This window comes from Peribacillus sp. NPDC060253 (assembly GCF_042727425.1).
Lineage (GTDB): Bacteria > Bacillota > Bacilli > Bacillales > DSM-1321 > Peribacillus.
Map to the genome: position 1 here is coordinate 1 of NZ_JBHXAS010000022.1, position 18,551 is coordinate 18,551.

The 18,551-nt window shown below is 41.5% G+C and carries 16 protein-coding genes; 8 read left to right on the forward strand and 8 right to left on the reverse strand.

Annotation, left to right across the window (positions count from 1 at the left end):
• The first annotated feature begins 95 nt into the window (after positions 1 to 95).
• The 3 genes from ACFWE9_RS08275 to ACFWE9_RS08285 all read left to right on the forward strand — a co-directional run bounded on the left by ACFWE9_RS08275 (position 96) and on the right by ACFWE9_RS08285 (position 2,857).
• Positions 96 to 581 (forward strand): DUF2975 domain-containing protein, encoded by a 486-nt coding sequence (locus tag ACFWE9_RS08275; RefSeq protein WP_230160781.1) that lies wholly within the window; start codon positions 96 to 98, stop codon positions 579 to 581.
• 10 nt (positions 582 to 591) lie between these two features.
• Positions 592 to 810 carry a helix-turn-helix domain-containing protein gene (locus ACFWE9_RS08280; RefSeq protein ID WP_377356395.1) on the forward strand — a complete coding sequence of 73 codons (219 nt, stop codon included), beginning with the start codon at positions 592 to 594 and terminating at the stop codon, positions 808 to 810.
• A gap of 583 nt (positions 811 to 1,393) precedes the next feature.
• A complete protein-coding gene (locus ACFWE9_RS08285; protein WP_230160778.1) occupies positions 1,394 to 2,857 on the forward strand; it encodes a protein adenylyltransferase SelO in 1,464 nt (487 codons plus the stop codon).
• Positions 2,858 to 3,062: 205 nt separating this feature from the next.
• Here ACFWE9_RS08285 and ACFWE9_RS08290 read toward each other — a convergent pair whose 3' ends face one another.
• Entirely contained in the window at positions 3,063 to 3,491 is a 429-nt protein-coding gene (locus ACFWE9_RS08290; RefSeq protein WP_230160775.1) for a MarR family winged helix-turn-helix transcriptional regulator, read from the reverse strand.
• 121 nt (positions 3,492 to 3,612) lie between these two features.
• Between ACFWE9_RS08290 and ACFWE9_RS08295 the strand changes: the two genes are divergently transcribed.
• Positions 3,613 to 4,200 (forward strand): NAD(P)H-dependent oxidoreductase, encoded by a 588-nt coding sequence (locus ACFWE9_RS08295; protein WP_230160773.1) that lies wholly within the window; start codon positions 3,613 to 3,615, stop codon positions 4,198 to 4,200.
• 554 nt (positions 4,201 to 4,754) lie between these two features.
• Positions 4,755 to 6,845 carry an Ig-like domain-containing protein gene (locus ACFWE9_RS08300; protein WP_377356398.1) on the forward strand — a complete coding sequence of 697 codons (2,091 nt, stop codon included), beginning with the start codon at positions 4,755 to 4,757 and terminating at the stop codon, positions 6,843 to 6,845.
• A gap of 133 nt (positions 6,846 to 6,978) precedes the next feature.
• Here the strand turns inward: ACFWE9_RS08300 and ACFWE9_RS08305 are convergent, their stop codons facing one another.
• The 7 genes from ACFWE9_RS08305 to nikC all read right to left on the reverse strand — a co-directional run bounded on the left by ACFWE9_RS08305 (position 6,979) and on the right by nikC (position 13,711).
• Positions 6,979 to 8,304, reverse strand: coding sequence for a transporter (locus tag ACFWE9_RS08305; RefSeq protein WP_377356400.1), 1,326 nt, complete (start codon positions 8,302 to 8,304; stop codon positions 6,979 to 6,981).
• Positions 8,301 to 8,999: a response regulator transcription factor gene (locus ACFWE9_RS08310; RefSeq protein ID WP_377356401.1), complete on the reverse strand. Its 699-nt coding sequence runs from the start codon at positions 8,997 to 8,999 to the stop codon at positions 8,301 to 8,303. The genes ACFWE9_RS08305 and ACFWE9_RS08310 overlap by 4 nt, the downstream gene beginning before the upstream one ends.
• Positions 8,996 to 9,763: a sensor histidine kinase gene (locus ACFWE9_RS08315; RefSeq protein WP_377356403.1), complete on the reverse strand. Its 768-nt coding sequence runs from the start codon at positions 9,761 to 9,763 to the stop codon at positions 8,996 to 8,998. Before ACFWE9_RS08315 ends, ACFWE9_RS08310 begins: the two co-directional genes overlap by 4 nt.
• Positions 9,764 to 9,851: 88 nt before the next feature.
• Positions 9,852 to 10,838: an ABC transporter ATP-binding protein gene (locus ACFWE9_RS08320; RefSeq protein ID WP_230160762.1), complete on the reverse strand. Its 987-nt coding sequence runs from the start codon at positions 10,836 to 10,838 to the stop codon at positions 9,852 to 9,854.
• A gap of 2 nt (positions 10,839 to 10,840) precedes the next feature.
• Positions 10,841 to 11,863 (reverse strand): ABC transporter ATP-binding protein, encoded by a 1,023-nt coding sequence (locus tag ACFWE9_RS08325; protein WP_230160760.1) that lies wholly within the window; start codon positions 11,861 to 11,863, stop codon positions 10,841 to 10,843.
• A gap of 12 nt (positions 11,864 to 11,875) precedes the next feature.
• The gene (nikB, locus tag ACFWE9_RS08330) at positions 11,876 to 12,796 is read right to left on the reverse strand and encodes a nickel ABC transporter permease (protein WP_230160759.1); all 921 of its coding nucleotides are present in this window, start codon (positions 12,794 to 12,796) and stop codon (positions 11,876 to 11,878) included.
• Positions 12,797 to 12,808: 12 nt separating this feature from the next.
• The gene (gene nikC / locus ACFWE9_RS08335) at positions 12,809 to 13,711 is read right to left on the reverse strand and encodes a nickel transporter permease (protein WP_377356406.1); all 903 of its coding nucleotides are present in this window, start codon (positions 13,709 to 13,711) and stop codon (positions 12,809 to 12,811) included.
• A gap of 208 nt (positions 13,712 to 13,919) precedes the next feature.
• On the opposite strand from nikC, the gene ACFWE9_RS08340 reads away from it, so the two are divergent.
• From ACFWE9_RS08340 to ACFWE9_RS08350, 3 genes are all read left to right on the forward strand, one after another.
• A complete protein-coding gene (locus ACFWE9_RS08340) occupies positions 13,920 to 15,476 on the forward strand; it encodes a glutathione ABC transporter substrate-binding protein (protein ID WP_230160755.1) in 1,557 nt (518 codons plus the stop codon).
• Positions 15,477 to 15,543: 67 nt separating this feature from the next.
• Positions 15,544 to 17,052 (forward strand): amidohydrolase family protein, encoded by a 1,509-nt coding sequence (locus ACFWE9_RS08345; RefSeq protein WP_377356408.1) that lies wholly within the window; start codon positions 15,544 to 15,546, stop codon positions 17,050 to 17,052.
• 1 nt (position 17,053) lies between these two features.
• Complete coding sequence (locus ACFWE9_RS08350; protein ID WP_230160751.1) at positions 17,054 to 18,538, forward strand: amidohydrolase family protein; 1,485 nt, start codon at positions 17,054 to 17,056, stop codon at positions 18,536 to 18,538.
• The last annotated feature ends 13 nt before the right edge of the window (positions 18,539 to 18,551 follow it).

Genomic DNA, 18,551 nt, shown 5'->3' on the forward strand with positions numbered 1-18,551 from the left:
CAATAATAATATAATAAAAAACAATACGAATTTATTGTTAAACGATAAATGATATGCTAAAATCATGTTGTCATTAAATAAGTGAGGTGTTTTAAATGAATGTTAAACGAGGCTCAACCACTTTCTTAAAGGTAATTATTTTTCTGGCTGGAATTGCAGTGCTTGCTTTATGTATATTTTTAGTGCCCCATATGGCGAATTTCGCAGCAAAAATGTATCCGAATATTGCCCCAATGAAATATCTCGTTTTCATCGTGATGTATGGAGCGGCTGTGCCTTTTTACTTTGCTCTCTATCAGGCTTTCAATCTTTTACGGTATATTGACGAGAACACAGCGTTCTCGGAATTATCTGTAAAGGCGTTAAAGAACATAAAGTGTTGTGCAATTACAATCAGTGGTTTGTATGTATTAGGTTTGCCACTCTTTCGTTTTATTGCGAAGAAAGTTGACCCTCCTATTGGATTAATAGGACTCATCATCATTTTTGCTTCGTTGGTTATCGCCGTTTTTGCTGCTATCCTCCAACGGCTTCTACAAGAAGCGATTAACATAAAATCAGAAAATGATTTGACGGTCTGAGGTGGAGGATATGGCAATTATTATTAATATTGATGTGATGTTAGCAAAACGAAAAATGAGCGTAACGGAGCTTTCTGAGAGGGTTGGAATTACTGTGGCGAATATTTCCATTCTGAAAAATGGGAAAGCAAAAGCGGTTCGTTTTTCAACATTAGAAGCGATATGTGAGAATTTGGATTGTCAGCCAGGTGATATTTTGGAGTACAAAAGCGACGAAGACACTCAATAAAAACAGACAACAAATTTTATTTAACGGGAGTCGTTAGAGTAATTAAGGGATAGCCATTAAGCTATCCCTTCTTTGCGTTTATTGATGTTATTTACTCAGAGAATTCCATTGAGAATTGCATGGATATTAGTGACAAAAAATATAATGTGATTTGCAATGTTTGCACCTCAAAAGGGAACCCGTTACTTATTAGGTGGTCTCTTTTTATTTGTTCAAAAAATCAACACTAATCTTGAACAAAGCCTTTAATTTTAGGAGCTAAAGGCGGCATTCATGGAGAAATCTACATTAAATCAAGTAGAAAATACTTCAGTGTTTTTAATGGAGTATCATAGTTCTCTCTACTTAATTTGCACCTTTAAATATTATGGTTAACCGTATTACAAAATGATGGTATAAAAAATAGAAATTTTATCAACTGTGATACATGACTTAAAAAGAGCCATTTTTATGTAGAAACGGTATAATTAATTGGCAGAAGTAGACATTAAAATGGACTGCAACTGAGTTTTATCGTGTGTATTAACTGAATGATGAGAGAACGAACATTATACAAAAAGACAAAAGAAGAAAAGGAGAAGCTATGACTAAGAGTAATGAAACAGGATGGAATTTAGACAATAGTTATGCCCGTCTTCCGGAAAAGTTTTTCACCAGCACGAACCCGACTCCTGTAAGCTCACCGGAGTTGGTCATTCTCAATGAACGGTTGGCAGAATCCCTTGGTTTGGACGTTTCGACGTTGGAAAGCGAGGATGGCGTAGCGGTGTTTGCCGGAAACGAGATTCCCGAAGGTGCTTTGCCACTTGCTCAAGCTTATGCGGGGCATCAATTCGGGCATTTTAACATGTTGGGTGACGGACGGGCAGTGCTGCTTGGCGAGCAAATCTTGCCTGAAGGTGAGAGGGTTGATATTCAGCTGAAGGGTCCAGGAAGAACGCCATACTCCCGCGGTGGTGATGGACGGGCTGCACTTGGACCGATGCTGCGAGAATACATCATCAGCGAAGCGATGCATGGACTAGGCATTCCTACCACCCGAAGTCTGGCAGTGGTGACAACAGGTGAAACGATAATCCGCGAAACCAGGCTGCCCGGGGCCATCATGACCCGTGTGGCTGCCAGTCATCTGCGCGTCGGAACCTTTCAATTCGCTGCAAAATGGGGCACGGTCGAAGAACTCAGGACCCTTGCCGACTATACAATAAAGCGCCATTATCCAGACGTTGAAGCAGATGAAAATCGCTATCTTTCACTATTTCAGGAAGTGATCACTCGTCAGGCCAAGCTTATTGCCCAATGGCAGCTGGTCGGCTTCATTCATGGGGTGATGAACACCGACAACATGACAATTAGTGGGGAAACCATCGATTATGGCCCTTGTGCCTTCATGGATGCCTATGATCTGGAAACGGTATTCAGCTCCATTGATCAACAAGGCCGTTATGCCTATGGCAATCAGCCGCTTATTGGAGGGTGGAATCTTGCGCGATTCGCCGAATCCCTATTGCCACTGCTGCACGATGATCAGGAGCAGGCCGTCAAACTGGCACAGGATAAGATTTCTGAGTTTAATGAGATATACCACTCTAATTGGCTAGCGGGAATGAGAGCGAAATTGGGGCTATTTAACGAAGAAACACAGGATGAAGCCTTAATTAATGGACTTCTCACTATGATGAAGAAGCATGGTGCTGATTATACTAATACTTTCCGAGCTTTAACCTTTGATACGATGGAGGATTCGGTCCTTTTTGGGGCACCGGAATTCGTTCAATGGTATGAGCTCTGGCAGGCGAGACTAGGCAGGGAGCAGGAATCGAAAGCATCCTCGACTCAGTTGATGAAAAACAGCAATCCTGCGGTGATCCCACGGAACCACCGGGTGGAAGAAGCACTCGAGGCAGCCGAGAAAAAAGGGGACTACAGCGTGATGGAAAAGCTTTTGGATGCCCTTTCGAACCCTTATGCACACTCCGAAGAACAAGCTGAGTACTCCACACTTCCCGCGTCAACAAAACCTTACCGGACCTTTTGCGGTACCTGAGTATAGGATTAGAGAAGTCAACTAGTGTGAGGCTGAATTACAAAAGAAGGATTCTAGAACATTCTTCTCATTAAGCGCGAATGAGGATGAAATGGAGTTTGAATTAAAAACCCGCTAGTGTTTGGAGATAATAAAGGAGCTCCCTCGATTGAAGGTGATTTGTTGTCAACTTCGGTCGGGGGAGCCATTTTCGTATTCAGGTCCATCAGTAAAATAGTTTTGTTTGAAGAATATCCATTGCGCGCTCAATATCCGCTAAATCTTCCTTCGAAGCATGCTGCAGTCGGCTTTGGAAACGGGATTCCACGATTGCAAAGGCCTCGTTCATCATCATTTCCCCCTCTTTAGAGAGATGGATGTATTGCTTTCGTCTATCTTCCGAATCACTTACTTTTTCAATTAAATTCTTTTCGCTTAATTTTTTTAGTTCACGGCTCGTGTTAGGCATGGATATATGCTGACAATCACTGATTTCACTTGGTGTGACAGGCTGACTGACTGTAATGTATTCAAGAATGTTATATTGAACTGGCGTAATGGAATCAGATTTCGCGTTTTGTGTTAATTCGTGAGTCACTTGATGAACGGAAGTTGTAAATGCCACCCATTTATCAAAAAGAGCTTTTTTGTCCATAACTTTCACCTCTTACTGAGAAGATATCAAAAATATTATCAAAACACAATTATCATTTGACAACAAAATGCGAAAAGAATATATTATGGTTATCAAATGATAATTAAATAGGGGGAACGTCATGAACATGCTGATCATTTACACATATCCCAATCACAAGAGTTTGAGTTATGCCTTTCTAGAAAAAGTCATCAAAGGAAGTAAAGAGAACCCTAAAATAAAGGGGCTGCAGGTTTTGGATTTATATGATGAGGGCTTTAATCCACTTTTGGTTTTCAATGAGCATAAGCGAAGGCGTGATATGCATCGTGATCCTCATCTTGAAAAATATAGAAATCAAATTACTTGGGCTGACAAGATTGTCTTTGTCTATCCAATCTGGTGGGGGCGGCCTCCCGCAATGCTGATGGGGTACATTGATCAATTATTTGCTTCGAATTTTGCCTACAAGGATAAGTCGGGACTGTTACCGGAAGGTCTTTTAAAAGGAAAGTCGGTCGTATGTGTGTCAACGATGAAGGGACCTGCAAAGTATCCGCTTCTCTGGTTGAATGATGCGCATAAAATATTGATGAAAAGAGCGTTATTCAATTTTGTCGGAATCAAAAAAGTGAAGTTTTTTGAATTCGGTAATATGGAAAGTCCGAAGGGGAAACAAACCCAAAAATTAGAAAAGGTTTATCGGTATTTCAAAAAGGTGGAAAGCTAAGTTTTGGTATATTTGGCTCCGCAGGTCTGGATGGGAGTTTATATGCAAATTAATAGATTAATCTTTATAGATCAAGACAGTTTGTAGGCACGGTTCCATTTAAAACAAAGTTGATTGGAACGGGTGTGCGAAACTCCTGCGGGAATACGCGTCCAAGGGAGACCCCACAGGCGCAAAGAGCGACGAGGGCGGACCGCCCGCGGAAAGCGAGTACCTGGAGCGGAAATCAACGTTCGAAAATATACAAACCCTAAAAACAAACTCTAGGAAAAATCAGTTATATCGATTTCGTCTAAAGTCTTCATTCTTGAGTCCTGATCATTATAGATCAAGACTCTTAACCCTTTAAAGCAAGGCTTACCGCAAAATATACAATTCAAGTACCTCTATTAATCTTTTCAGCGATCACTTCCGAATATCAAAAAATCAAAAAAAATAAAAATATCCATACAATTCCATTAATCTATTGCATAATAAAAATATGATATTTGCTGTCGATATACTTATTAGCAAGAATATGCTTAAAAAAATTGAAAAAGGAAGATGGTTTACCTATGAAGAGGAACGTATTTTTAAAAGTGATTATCATGATGATACTTTCACTATCGATTGGGTTAGGCAGTAAGACGGTTCAAGCTACAAGTAGTCTTAAGTTAAGTGATGGGACATATACAGCAGGGAAGGAGATATCCGCAGGATTAACTAAATTCAGTATCCCTGAAGGTACAGCAAACATTTCCATCAGTCGAGGAGATAACGATATCATTTATGAAACGCTTAGTGATGATGGATACTCGTCTAAACAATTTACGGTAAGTTTAAAAGAGGGAGACCAAATTGATGTCAATCCCTATGATAGTGGGTCTGATATAGAGGTACAGCAGATCTCGAAAATGGATTTGAAAAATATATCCGCTGGTTATTATGAGGTAGGCACGGATATTCCCGCAGGAACATATTCGTTAGCCATTGATCACCCGAAGGACGACTATGATACGGCATATATAACCATGTTGGATAACCAATATAATGAAAAGGATTCCTTCAGCCTATATTATGATGAGCCTATTGAATACACGGTTTCAGAAGGGGATAAAGTGTACATCTCATCGTTAATCGGCACGATGAGTTTTAAAGAAAAAATCCTCGTTCCCAAAAGTATCACGTTAAGTAATTCCAGTTTGTCCTTAATTGTAAACAGAACCACACAGTTAAAGGCTACGATAAACCCTTCTACTGCTGTTAATAAAAGCGTTAGCTGGACAACCAGTCATCCGGAAATTGCGACAGTGGATGGGAAAGGCTATGTAAAAGCACTTAAAGCTGGAAGTACGACCATCACTGCAACAGCAAAAGGTGATGCATCCATAAAAAAAAGCATTCAAGTTACAGTGACGAATATTGTACCAACTAGTTTGAAGTTAAGTAAATCAACATTAAATCTCACTAATAATCAAACTATAAAAGTTACTGCCACGGTAGCTCCCTCAGATGCATCGAATAAAACGATTTTATGGAAAAGCTCAAATGAAAAAGTGGCAAAAGTAGATTCAAAAGGCAACATTAAAGGAATTGCCAACGGATCGGCTACCATTACGGCGACTGCAAAAGATAATACGAAAGTGATGAAAACAGTAGCAGTAAAAGTTTCCGCTAAAACAGTGAAAGTAAATAAAACCAGTTTATCGATTACAGCAGGCAAAACAGGAACATTGAGTGCATCCGTTTCACCTTCTGATAGTACAGATAAGACAGTGAAGTGGAAATCTGCTTCTACAAAAATAGCAACAGTGGATAGCAAAGGGAAAGTAACTGGCAAAGCAAAAGGAACGACCACTGTTACGGCAACCGTTAAAGGTGCAAAGGATGTTAAGGTAAAAGTAACCGTTACAGCTCCAATCATGGCAAAATCAGTTAAGCTGAACAAGACTTCCGCTACTATAAATAAAGGTAAAAGCTTAACTTTATCTGCAACAGTAAGCCCAAGTAATACAACGAATAAAGCAGTGAAGTGGAAATCTTCCAATACGAAAATAGCGAAAGTGGATAGTAAAGGAAAGGTGTCAGCAGTAGGTGTAGGGACGGCCAAGATTACAGCTACGACTATAAATGGTAAATCAAGTACCACCACGATTCATGTACCTTATAGTAAAAGTTTAAGTGCGGGAAAATGGAAGGCAGGCAAAGATTTACCGGCAGGCCGTTATAAAATCACTACGAAATCCGGCAGTGGTAATTTATTCATCAGTATGAATGACTACGATCGGTATGTAAATGAGATTCTATCAAGTGAAGATGATGGTTTTGGTGTGACAGTCGTTACAACGGATATAAAAACGGGGGATAGTATTGAAATTTCTGGACTGGACAGTGTACAGTTTACTAAAGTCTCCAATGTTAAATCGAATACACTGCATGCTGGATACTGGACAGTCGGTAAAGATATAGCGGCCGGAAAATATAGAATTACGACTTCGAGTTCATCCGGGAATTTATTTATATACAGGGGACAACGTTTACTTGTAAATGAAATCCTTTCAAATGAACGTGATGATTATTCAGTAACAAGCGTAACAACCACACTAAAATCAGGAGATCGTATTAATATTTCTGGTTTGAATAAGGTGAATTTTACTAAAAAATAGTTTTACAGGATGAGGTGCTCCCTAATTGGGTGATTCGCCTTTTAAAACAAAAAGTTGCCGACTTGACGTCGGCAACTTTTTTGTTTCGTTATAATCATTCAATAGATTACAAAGGTAAAATCGGGAAAAGGATTTAACTATTACGAATAGCCCATTTGTTCTTGATGAAGGCAATAATAGTACAAATCACGATGATGGTAAGTGAAGTCAATCCACTAAACCATATGCTTTGAAATTCACTTACATAAGGCTGGAGGATGTATGACGCCACAATGGCCAAGACGGCACTTATCGGTATGAAATCAGCGACTTTCCCTTTGCTGAATACTATCACCAGAATGGGAGCCAGTAATGCTGAGTATATATTGCCAGAATAAAATAAAAGCTCTAATAGGTTTGGGGAATAGAAAAGGGTAGCAATGAAAACCAATCCTCCGATACAGATGGAAAGAAGATAGGCCATCCTAATCTTTTGCTGGTCGCTTTTTTGGGTTTGGAAGGGTTCTATAAGATTGGCTACAAGTAAGCTTACTAATGAATGCAGGCAGGCACCGAAAGTTGAGGTGATTGCACTGAAAGCACAGAGTACAAAAAGAATGAAAAAGAATGGTGTCGTTATCTTGTTTGCCAAACCAGCTAAAATCGAGTGTATATCAGTGAAGCCGCCAGTAAAGATAACCATGATGAACAGGGATGAAAAGGAGAGCGGGAATATGAGCCATATAACGCCAGTTAATGAAAAGGTTAAGGGAACCTTTTTCAGTTCTATCATGAATAAACGCTGCCATGATGTCAGGTCAAAGAAAAACTGGCCGAACCCTACAAGAAGCCCTGCAAAAAGAAAACTCCACAGATCATACTTATTGATTACGAGCATATAGGGATGGTATAAACGAATCCCTTCATAAACAGGTTCTATCCCTTCCTTGATGAAAAAGTATAAAGGAATTAAGATAACGGCGGCAAACATGAAGACGACTTGAAAAGCTGCAAGACCATGAATGAGTTTTAACCCGCCGAAGCCAGCATAGAGAACACAAAAACCGAAGAAAAAGAAAAGCCCGACATATAGCGGCGTATCGAAAAGAAACTGACATAGGGTGGATGCGGCCATTCCTTGAATGAATAATATGTGTAAGCTGGTCATGACCAGTATCAACATCAAGATCCAATATCCCAAAGGATGAAGCCTGGTTTTTAAATAGTCCCCCATAGTCAATCCCACGGGAAAATCCTGCCGAACCCTCTTCCCGATGAAACTGAACATGAACAGGGCGATCGCTCCCATTAGCGCATAGCCAATTCCTCCGAAAACTCCATACTTCACCATCGATTCTGGTGAGGATAATATCGTTGTCCCTGTCACCCAACGTGCCAGGAGGGAGATGATCCCTAAGCCCATACCAATTTGAATGGGGCCTTGTACGTATTCTTGAAATGTACGTGGAAGCAATGTCATTTTCCTTTCTCGCGGAACTCCTTGGGTGTGATTCCCTCTATTTTACGGAATAAAGTGCTGAAATAATGCTGACTATTGAAACCCGAATTTTCAGCGACGTCAGAGATGCTCCAACTAGTGTTATTGGTCAAGGCCCTTTTTGCGGCTTTAATTCTATATTGCATTAAATATTCCGAAAAGGAAGTGCCGACCTCTTCATGGAATTTCCTGCTTAAATAAGTTGGGTTCGTATGCACTTCCCGAGCGATGTCCGAAAGGGAGATTTTTTCAGCATAATTTTCGTGAATAAATGAAAGCGAATGATGAATCAAGCTTGAATAATGATGAGAAGACTCCCTTTCATTATACCTAGAAAGCACTTTACGCAAATCACTTTCAATGACAGGCTTCGTTAAATAATCAACGACACCGATCCTTATCGATTGCTGGGCGTAATCGAAGCTTTGATGCGCGGTTACCATAATGATTTCCACATCTTTGTTCAACGCCCTCAGATCTTCACCAAATTCAAGACCGGATCGTCCAGGTAGATTAATATCCAAGAAAGCGAGGTTAATTTTATAGTTTTGGTTGAGTGTAAGAGCCTGAACAGCATCTGCTGCTTTGTGAAACTTCCAAAAAGGGTAGATGGACTGAATCATATATTCCATTTGTTCAAGGACTAATGGTTCGTCATCAACTAATAATACATTCATTCTTGGTTTGCCTCCTCAACTTTCTTATCATAAACCAGTGGCCATGATACCTTAACCATTGTTCCCGATTCATTGGAAGATATATTTAATTGTGCACGGTCACTGAAATACAAATATAAACGTTTTTGGATATTGTCCAGTCCATGGCCGCCTTCGTCTGTAAAGGTAGTGGTATTTCCCATTAACCCATTATCCTTCACTTCCAAATATACCGTCTGCGAATTCTGATGGAAGCGGATATGCAAAAGGGCTTCCCCCACTTTTTTTTCTAACCCGTGCTTAAATGAATTCTCCACTAAAGTCTGGAGAATGAAAGGGGGTACCAGTGCGATTGATAATTGGTCGGGGCACACCATATCAATCTTAAGGCGATCACCAAAGCGAAGACTTTGGATGTCGAGATAATGCTGAGTATACTGAATTTCCTGGGAAAGGGGAATCAATGGTTCAGATGCTTTATACTTGAATTTCAAGAATTGGGAAAATGCCTCCAAGGCACGGATCAATTCTGCCGTCCTGTTGAGGCGGGCCAAGCCTAATATGACGTTTAGTGTATTAAATAAAAAGTGAGGCTGGATTTGCTGGTTCAATTTATTATATTGCGCTTCCTGCAGTGCTTGTTCCAGGCGTATCTCTTTGTTTTTATTTTCAAGAAGATCGATCCTCTTTTCAAAGATGAATAGAAATAAAAGAGCAATAGCTCCCATGATAGGAGCTAAAATGAAGAGCATGATAATTAACGTGAATCCCTCGTAACTAAGCATGGATAACCTCTGATTATTTTGTTTTTATATAACTTGAATTATTCTGTTTATTAGTATCTTACTAAAGACTCCTCGGGAAATCTACAACTTATGAAACAATGTGACAAGCCACTTGATGATTTTGTGCGGATCGTTTCAATTCGGGTACCTGTGTTTTACAGATATCCATCACAAAAGGGCACCGTGTATGAAAGCGACAGCCGTTTGGAGGATCGATAGGTGAGGGGACATCACCCGTCAATAGAATTCGTTCTCTTTCCTGCACGGGATTCGGTACTGGGATAGCAGATAGCAATGCCCGTGTATATGGATGCTGCGGCTGTTCGAAAATGGACTTTTTGTCAGCAATCTCGACTATTTTTCCAAGATACATGACCATTACACGATCGGAAATATGTCTGACCACGCCTAAATCATGTGAAATGAAAAGGAAGGTTAGATCGAATTTTCGCTGTAAAGATTTTAATAAATTCAGCACCTGCGCTTGAATGGAGACATCAAGCGCTGATACGGCTTCATCACATATGATCAATTTTGGATCTACAGCGAGTGCCCGCGCAATACCGATCCGTTGCCTTTGGCCGCCGCTGAACTCATGCGGGTATCTTTCCATGGATTCTGGTCTCAAGCCGACATGGCCCAATAATTCTTCAATCCTGGATTTTCGGTTTTCTTTAGGCACTACATTTTGTATGGCTAAGGCTTCTCCGAGAATTTGTCCTATTGTCTGTCTAGGATTAAGGGAGGCAAATGGGTCCTGGAAAATAACTTGCAAATCCTTCCGTGTCTTTCTCATTTCCTTTTTACCCAAACTAAGTAGATCCTTTTCCTGAAAGTGTATACTCCCACCCGTAGGTTCGTCCAATCGAAGAATGGCACGTCCGGTTGTCGATTTACCACAGCCGGATTCCCCGACTATACTCAAGGTTTCCCCTTGATAAATATGGAAGGTAATGTCGTCAACAGCTTTTACATGATTAATGGTTCTTCCGAAAAACCCACCCTTGATTGGGAAATATTGTTTTAATTGATCTACTTTAAGCAGAACCTTTTTTTCTTCAACTGATACTCCCATCATTAAACCCCTACTTTCTCTTGAACGTCATGATCTTGCTCCCATTGGGGGGTAAACATCCAACAGCTGACCTGGGTACTTGGGCCGGTGGATTGGAGATCCGGCACAGCCTGTTCACAAATTCTCTTCGCATGTGCACAACGGGGTGCAAAGCTGCAGCCTTTGGGCATATTGTACGGGCTCGGAACTGTCCCAGGTATGGTGGTCAGCTCTTCCTGATCCATGTCGAGACGTGGAAGGGAGTTTAATAAACCAATGGTGTAAGGATGTTTAGGATTTGTGAAGATCTCTTTTGCCAGTGTGTATTCAACGATTTTTCCGGCATACATGACCGCTACTCGATCACATGTTTCATATACGACCCCTAAATCATGAGTGATCAAGATGACAGCCGTACCGAAATCCTTTTGCAGCGTTTTTATTAACTCTAAAATTTGGGCTTGAATCGTCACATCTAGCGCAGTTGTAGGTTCATCCGCTATTAATACCTCAGGGTGGCAGGCTAGCGCCATAGCAATCATGACCCTTTGCCTCATCCCGCCGCTTAGCTCATGTGGCTCCTGTTTGGCCCTTTTTTCAGGTGAGGGGATTCCGACAAGCCGAAGCATGTCGACCGCTTTGTTCCAAGCTTCTTTCTTTCCCAGCTTTTGATGGAGCCGGATGGCCTCTGCAATTTGCTCACCCGCTGAATAAACGGGATTCAATGATGTCATGGGCTCCTGAAAAATCATCGAAATCTCATTGCCGCGTATGGACCGCATCTGTTTTTCAGTCTTTGTAAGCAGGTCCTCCCCTTTAAAAAGGATGCTGCCACCTGTGATTTTTCCGGGAGGGGATTGAATTAGCCGTAATAGTGATAGGGACGTTATACTTTTACCACTTCCTGATTCCCCTACAATCCCAAGCGTTTCCCCTTTGTTAAGGGTGAAGCTGATTCCATTAACTGCTTTACTCGTCCCTTCATCCGTAAAAAAGTAAGTCTGCAAATTTTTAACTTCCAGTATTTTTTCATCAAACTGTTTCATCTTAGTACCTCCTTAATTTAAGTCTATCCGCTTGTTAAAGTATCGATAGAGGACATCTACAGCTAAATTCATAAATACAAAGATTACGGATGCAATAAGGACGCCCCCCTGAACCATCGGTAAATCTCTCGTTCTAATGGCATCAACGATTAATCTGCCAAGTCCATTGATGGCAAATACGGACTCTGTTAACACGGTGCCGCCGAGGAGGGCACCGAACTGAAGACCAACGACTGTAATGACAGGGATGAGCGCATTTTTTAGACCGTGCTTATAAATGATGACATGTTCTTTTAATCCCTTGGCTTTTGCTGTTCGAATATAATCCTGGCGAACGACTTCGAGCATGCTTGACCTGGTCATTCTGGCAACAATTGCAGCACCACCCGCCCCTAGGGTTATGGCGGGAAGAATCATGTGTTTAAACGTTCCCCAGCCTGAAACAGGAAACCATTGAAGATTAACGGAAAAAAAGTAGATAAGCATCAGACCTAACCAAAAACTAGGTAATGAGATTCCTAATAACGCAACGATCATGATGGAAATGTCCGATGCTGAGTATTGCTTGGTCGCCGAGATGATTCCGGCCACCATTCCAAGGACGACGGTTATGAAAATACTTGCCAGTGCGAGTTCAAGTGTGATGGGCAAGCGGACCAAAATCTCGTCCAATACAGGGCGGCTGCTGCGAAGAGATTCACCAAAATCCCCTTGTACAGCATGGATCACATAGTCAAAGTACTGATAGAGGATTGGGCGGTCCAAGCCAAGCTGATGCCGAATCATTTCAATCGTTTCTTTAGTCGCCCCTTCACCTGCAAGCAGGGTTGCCGGGTCTCCGGGAACCATCTGCATGATGAGAAAAACGACAAGACTTACTCCAAGTAATACCGGTATGGTTTGCAATATTCTCCGGACAATGAATACAAACATATTCTCTCCTCCTTATTTTTTCATTCTTGGGTCAAGGGCATCTCTAAGTCCATCCCCGAAGACATTGAATCCGAGTACAAGTGTTGAAATGGCGATTCCCGGAAATAAAGCGATGTGGGGGGCGCTGAATAAATAATCCCGTCCGCTGCTTAACATCGCTCCCCATTCTGGAGAAGGAGGCTGGGCTCCGAGCCCCAGGAAAGACAAGCCGGCTGCAGATAGAATGGCAGTAGCCAGGCGCAATGTAGCTTGAACGATGACAGGTGAAAGAATATTAGGAAAAATGTGTTTGGAAATGATCGTGAAGTCAGTTGCTCCTAATGCGCGAATGGCATCGATATATTCAAGCCTCCTGACTGAAAGTGTGGAACCCCGTACAATTCGTGCAAACATAGGAATGGAAAAGACACCAACTGCTACCATTACGTTTATTAAACTTGGCCCTAGAGCACTGATGATGGCAAGGGCAAGCAATATTCCTGGGAAAGCAAGCAGGACATCCACGATCCTCATGATGACGGTATCAATCCATTTTCCATAGTAGCCTGCTATTAATCCTAAGATTATGCCGATGAGCGCCCCGAAGAATACCGAGACAAATCCCACCGTTAATGAAAGACGGGTTCCATATAATAATCTGCTTAATATATCCCGTCCCTTATCATCCGTTCCCATCCAATGGTCGGCTGTGGGAGGCTGGAGTTTATTGACTAAATCAATTTCATAGGGATCCTGTGGTGAAATGAGAGGGGCAAAAATGGCTAGTAAAATATAAAAGAGTACAATGTATCCTCCTATCAATGCCAATTTATTTCGCTTGAACTTTTTATAAAAGGCTGTCCATCGTTGCAGTCTTGAAGATTTTTTTTTGTTTACATTCAAATTGGTATTATTGATAACGACCTCTGGCTTCATGGCACTTCCTCCTTTTCTTTCATTAAATTTATTCAAAAAAAGTATCGAAGTAAATATGATGGCCAAAAGCAGTAAAGATAATAAAAAAATGAGTAAAGATTCTGAAAATATAAACTATTGTTTTTTCTTATAATTTGATTAAGCCCGATGTACTTATCGTTAAATGGTAATTGAAAAACATAGGGAAGTATGAAAGGGAGGAAAAATAATGAGAAAAGGTATGGTTGGATTACTATTTGCATCATTAATAGGTATCTCATCGGTTTTATCTGGATGTACATCAGATCAAACCGGCAGCAAGGAACAAGAGAGGGAAGCGAAAGAAGGGGGGACATTGGTCGTAGCCCGACTGTCTGATGCGACTACGCTGGACCCACACTTCATTACCGACATTCCTTCAGCGAATGTTGTATATGAAAAGGTCTATGAAACATTGGTTGTTCCTGACAAAAACATGAAACCACAACCCCTGCTCGCAAAAGAGTGGAAACAGCTCGATGATGTAACATGGGAGTTTAAACTGCGTGAGGGAGTGAAATTCCATGATGGAGCACCATTCAATGCTGAAGCGGTAAAAACTAATTTTGACAGAATACTAGATCCAAAAACATCTTCGCCACAGGCGGGTAAATTGGAAATGATCAAAGAAATCAAGATAATTGATGATACGACCGTACAATTCAAGCTGAAATATCCTTATGCTCCTCTTTTGTCCATATTAGTAAGTAATGAAGGCAGTATTTTAAGTCCAAAAGCCATTACAGAACATAGTGACAAACTAGGTCAAAACCCTGTGGGAACAGGACCATTTGTTTTTAAATCGTGGAAATCAGGAGACGAGATTGAACTTTCGAAAAATAAGGACTACTGGGGAGATAAACCTAAGATTGATGGGGTAGTATTCAAGGTTGTCCCTGAAGATGCTACGAGAATTGCGATGATTGAAACGGGTGAAGCACATGTGACCGATCAAGTACCAGTGACTGAGATTGATAGAATTGAATCATCAGATACGATGGGGTTATATCGCACAGAGGGACTTGCCGTTGAATACTTAAGCTTTAATGTTAAGAATAAGCCATTCGATGATGTACGTGTCCGTAAAGCGGTAGCGCATGCGATCGAGGTGGACTCCATCATTAAAGGCGTTTATAACGATGTTGGTACGAGAGCGAATTCTACAATGAGCCCGAAGGTTTTTGGCTATGATCCAGATATTAAAGGATACGACTATGATATTAATGAATCAAAAAAGCTATTGAAGGAAGCAGGAATTAAGGATGGCTTGGAAATTACCTTAACGACGAGTGATCGTAAGGAAAGGATAAACATGGCAGAGGTCATACAGTCACAATTAAAAGGAATTGGAATTAAGGTCAAAATCCAAGTTCTTGAGTATGGGGCTTATATTGACGCGACCGCCAAGGGTGAGCACCAGGTTTCAATAGGCGGTTGGGGCAATGCTACGGGGGATGGAGATTATAATCAATACAATCTTTTTGATAGCAAATCCCAAGGTGCTGCCGGGAATAGCTCGTTTTATAGTAATCCTGAAGTAGATAAATTGATTGAAACCGCACGTAAGGAATCAGATGGCGATAAACGTAAGGAACTATATTCGAAAGCACAAGAGATTGAAAGAGAAGAAGTGCCATATGTTCCAATCCGCAACTATGAACACCTGGCTGTTTATGGAGAAACGGTTAAAGGACTTTGGCTGAATCCGGCAAATTATTTAATGCTCGACGACATAACGGTGAAGTAGAGAATTTATCAAAAGAGGGAAGACAGCATAAGGCCGTTATGCTGTCTTCTCGATTAGGAGGGGAAATATGATTGATTTGCTGCTCATTCATGGGACTGTGATTACCATGGATCAAAACAGACGGATACTTTTAGATGGCGCCATCGCCATAAACGACGGAAGAATTTTAGATGTAGATGCAACAGAAAAACTGAAATCGAAGTATGAGGCAAAAAAAGTGATTGATTGCAGTCATCAATGTATATTGCCAGGATTAATAGATGTTCATGGTCATGGTGGACATTCCATGTTTAAAACGATTGCGATGGAGAATATTGATTTTTGGATGCCCATCATGACCAATACGTATAAACATTTTGTCACAGATGACTTTTGGTACTACGAAGGAAAGCTCTCTTCTCTTGAGAGATTAAAGGCGGGTGTGACAACGGGAGTAAGTGTTTTAGGTTCCATGCCGCGATCCGATGATCCAATCTTTGCAATCAATCACGCAAAAGCATACGCCGAAGTGGGTGTTCGGGAGATTGTCTGCACGGGTCCTTGCAATCCCCCATGGCCCCATTCATTCAGCCGATGGGTTGACGGGAAAAGGGTGGTGAAGGAGGTTTCCTATGAAGAAGTATTGAAGGGGGCAGAAGCTGTAATCGAAGCACTGAATCATGCAAATGAAGACCGCACGAGAGCCTTCATTACACCATTTGTCATCGTTACGTCCGTGGATCCTTCCAATCCCACATCTCCTGACAGGCTTTATGGGTTAAGTCATCACGATCTTTATCAAGCGAAAAAAATAAGGGAAATTGCCAGGAAATATGACACAAGGATCCATTCCGACGCTTTTGGCGGGATGATTCATTTAGCGATACAGGATAAGGAAAATGCCCTTTTGGGTCCAGATGTCCATTTACAGCATTGTCGTGGTATTTCCTTCGATGAGGCAAGGATATTAGCGGAAACAGGTACTAATGTCAGTGCATCACCTGGTTTTGGGCAGGTTCATGCCCGAACACCGATAACCGAATTATTGGAAATGGGTGCAACTGTAGCAATCTCGACGGATGGGACTTCCCCTTCTACAAGTTTTGATATGTTTCAGGCAATGAGGAAAACACAGTTCGTTCATCAAGCAGCACTTAGGGACTATTATTATTTACCTCCAGGAAAGCTTTTGGAAATGATTACGATAGATGCTGCGAAATGCATTGGCTGGGATGATGAAATCGGCTCCCTCGAAATCGGGAAGAAAGCGGATGTCATCACGGTCAATTTGCACCAGCCTCATCTGACACCTGAATTCATGCACGTTCATCGGCTTGTATTTCAAGCAGTGGCGAATGATGTAGAGCACGTCATCGTGGACGGGAAATTGATCATGGAAGGTAGGAATGTACGAACGGTTCATGAAAGTACAGTGCTGAACGAAGCCAATGAAGAGGCCTTTTCTACGATAAAGCGGGCAGGGCTCGAAAAGTATATGCAGCCGACGAAATACTTTTGGGGACACGCCAGGGCCTATGTAGATGAAAAAAGATATGACGAAAAAGAACACGCTGTCACAATGTGGAAAGGGGAATGAGATGAAAACCAAGCTTAAAGGTAGATATGTAATTGGGTATGATGGGTGCGATCATGTCATTTTGGAAAATGCAGAGATCGTTTATGAAAAGGACACGATTGTGTATGTCGGAAAGAATTATGCCGAAGAAGTGGACGAGGTGATGGACGCCGGAAATGCTATTATTAGTCCGGGGTTCATTGATTTAAATGCTTTAGGCGACATTGACCATGATATTTTACATTTTGAAGCTGGTACCAACAGACAGAAAAATCTTCTCTGGTCAGAGAATTATATAAAAAGCGGTCATCAGGAATGGATGACAGCGGAAGAAGAATCCTTTAAATCTTTATATGCTTATTCACAGCTCATTCTACATGGCGTAACGACTGCCATGCCCATTACTTCCGTATTTTATAAAAGCTGGGCTGAAACCTATGATGAATTGGCATCTGCGGCAGAACAAGCTGCTGGATTGGGGTTAAGAATTTACCTGGGCCCGAGTTTCCAATCCGGAATGAGGGTTGTCCAGCCTGACGGAAAGATAAAACTGCATTGGGATGAAAAGGCTGGGGAAGCTGGATTACAAAAAGCGGTAGAGTTTGTAGAAAAATTCGATGGAGCCTACGAAGGCATGGTCAGAGGGATGCTTGCGCCAGAGCGTATCGAGTCCCAAACGGCAGATATCTTAAAACAGACAAAATATTACAGTGAAAAATTGGATGTGCCGATAAAGCTTCATGCTGCCCAGGGAAGCTTTGAATTCAACACCATATGGGAATCCTTTGGTGTCACACCCATTAAATATTTGTATGACCTGGATTTTCTTGGCCCAAGGACAGGGATACCTCATGCCCATTTTGTTTCCGGATATAGTGAAGCCAAATATGGACACGGTGATGACTTAGCGCTGCTAAAAGAAACGAATACTACGGTGATTCATTGTCCGCTGATCATCGGTCGGCATGGGTCCGCATTAGAGTCATTTGCTAAATATAAAAGGGCAGGGATCAATATAGCACTTGGAACGGATACATTCCCTCCAGATATGTTCCAGAACATCAGGACAGGCAGCATGCTCTCACGAATCGTGGAAAAGGAAGTGGAAGGCTCTACATTTGCCGATTTCTTTCGGTCAGTCACTCTTGATGCCGCCGCTTTTCTTGGCAGGAACGATCTTGGCCGCATTGCCGCAGGGGCAAAAGCAGATATCATTGTGGTGGACTTGGACAGTTATCATATGGGTGTAACCGATGATCCCATTCGGACCATGTTCGTAAGTGGATCTGGGAGTGACGTTAAATTATCCATCATAAACGGAAAAATAGTCATGAAAGATCAAGTGATCCCCAATCTTGATTTGAATGAGATCAAATATAAAGGACAAAAGTATTTTGATAGGATGAGAAGAGGATATATGGAAAGAGATTATCAAAAGCTTCCTGAGAAAGAATTGTTCCAGTCGTCATTTAGGGTCGTAGAATCGATCAGTCATGCAAAAGCGTAAATATGCATTTCCA

What these genes read in the sequence shown, in the direction of transcription:
- ACFWE9_RS08275 (WP_230160781.1), top strand. Translation starts at nt 96, where the DNA reads ATGAATGTTAAACGAGGCTCAACCACTTTCTTAAAGGTAATTATTTTT.
- ACFWE9_RS08280 (WP_377356395.1), top strand. Translation starts at nt 592, where the DNA reads ATGGCAATTATTATTAATATTGATGTGATGTTAGCAAAACGAAAAATG.
- ACFWE9_RS08285 (WP_230160778.1), top strand. Translation starts at nt 1,394, where the DNA reads ATGACTAAGAGTAATGAAACAGGATGGAATTTAGACAATAGTTATGCC.
- ACFWE9_RS08290 (WP_230160775.1), bottom strand. Translation starts at nt 3,491, where the DNA reads ATGGACAAAAAAGCTCTTTTTGATAAATGGGTGGCATTTACAACTTCC.
- ACFWE9_RS08295 (WP_230160773.1), top strand. Translation starts at nt 3,613, where the DNA reads ATGAACATGCTGATCATTTACACATATCCCAATCACAAGAGTTTGAGT.
- ACFWE9_RS08300 (WP_377356398.1), top strand. Translation starts at nt 4,755, where the DNA reads ATGAAGAGGAACGTATTTTTAAAAGTGATTATCATGATGATACTTTCA.
- ACFWE9_RS08305 (WP_377356400.1), bottom strand. Translation starts at nt 8,304, where the DNA reads ATGACATTGCTTCCACGTACATTTCAAGAATACGTACAAGGCCCCATT.
- ACFWE9_RS08310 (WP_377356401.1), bottom strand. Translation starts at nt 8,999, where the DNA reads ATGAATGTATTATTAGTTGATGACGAACCATTAGTCCTTGAACAAATG.
- ACFWE9_RS08315 (WP_377356403.1), bottom strand. Translation starts at nt 9,763, where the DNA reads ATGCTTAGTTACGAGGGATTCACGTTAATTATCATGCTCTTCATTTTA.
- ACFWE9_RS08320 (WP_230160762.1), bottom strand. Translation starts at nt 10,838, where the DNA reads ATGGGAGTATCAGTTGAAGAAAAAAAGGTTCTGCTTAAAGTAGATCAA.
- ACFWE9_RS08325 (WP_230160760.1), bottom strand. Translation starts at nt 11,863, where the DNA reads ATGAAACAGTTTGATGAAAAAATACTGGAAGTTAAAAATTTGCAGACT.
- nikB (WP_230160759.1), bottom strand. Translation starts at nt 12,796, where the DNA reads ATGTTTGTATTCATTGTCCGGAGAATATTGCAAACCATACCGGTATTA.
- nikC (WP_377356406.1), bottom strand. Translation starts at nt 13,711, where the DNA reads ATGAAGCCAGAGGTCGTTATCAATAATACCAATTTGAATGTAAACAAA.
- ACFWE9_RS08340 (WP_230160755.1), top strand. Translation starts at nt 13,920, where the DNA reads ATGAGAAAAGGTATGGTTGGATTACTATTTGCATCATTAATAGGTATC.
- ACFWE9_RS08345 (WP_377356408.1), top strand. Translation starts at nt 15,544, where the DNA reads ATGATTGATTTGCTGCTCATTCATGGGACTGTGATTACCATGGATCAA.
- ACFWE9_RS08350 (WP_230160751.1), top strand. Translation starts at nt 17,054, where the DNA reads ATGAAAACCAAGCTTAAAGGTAGATATGTAATTGGGTATGATGGGTGC.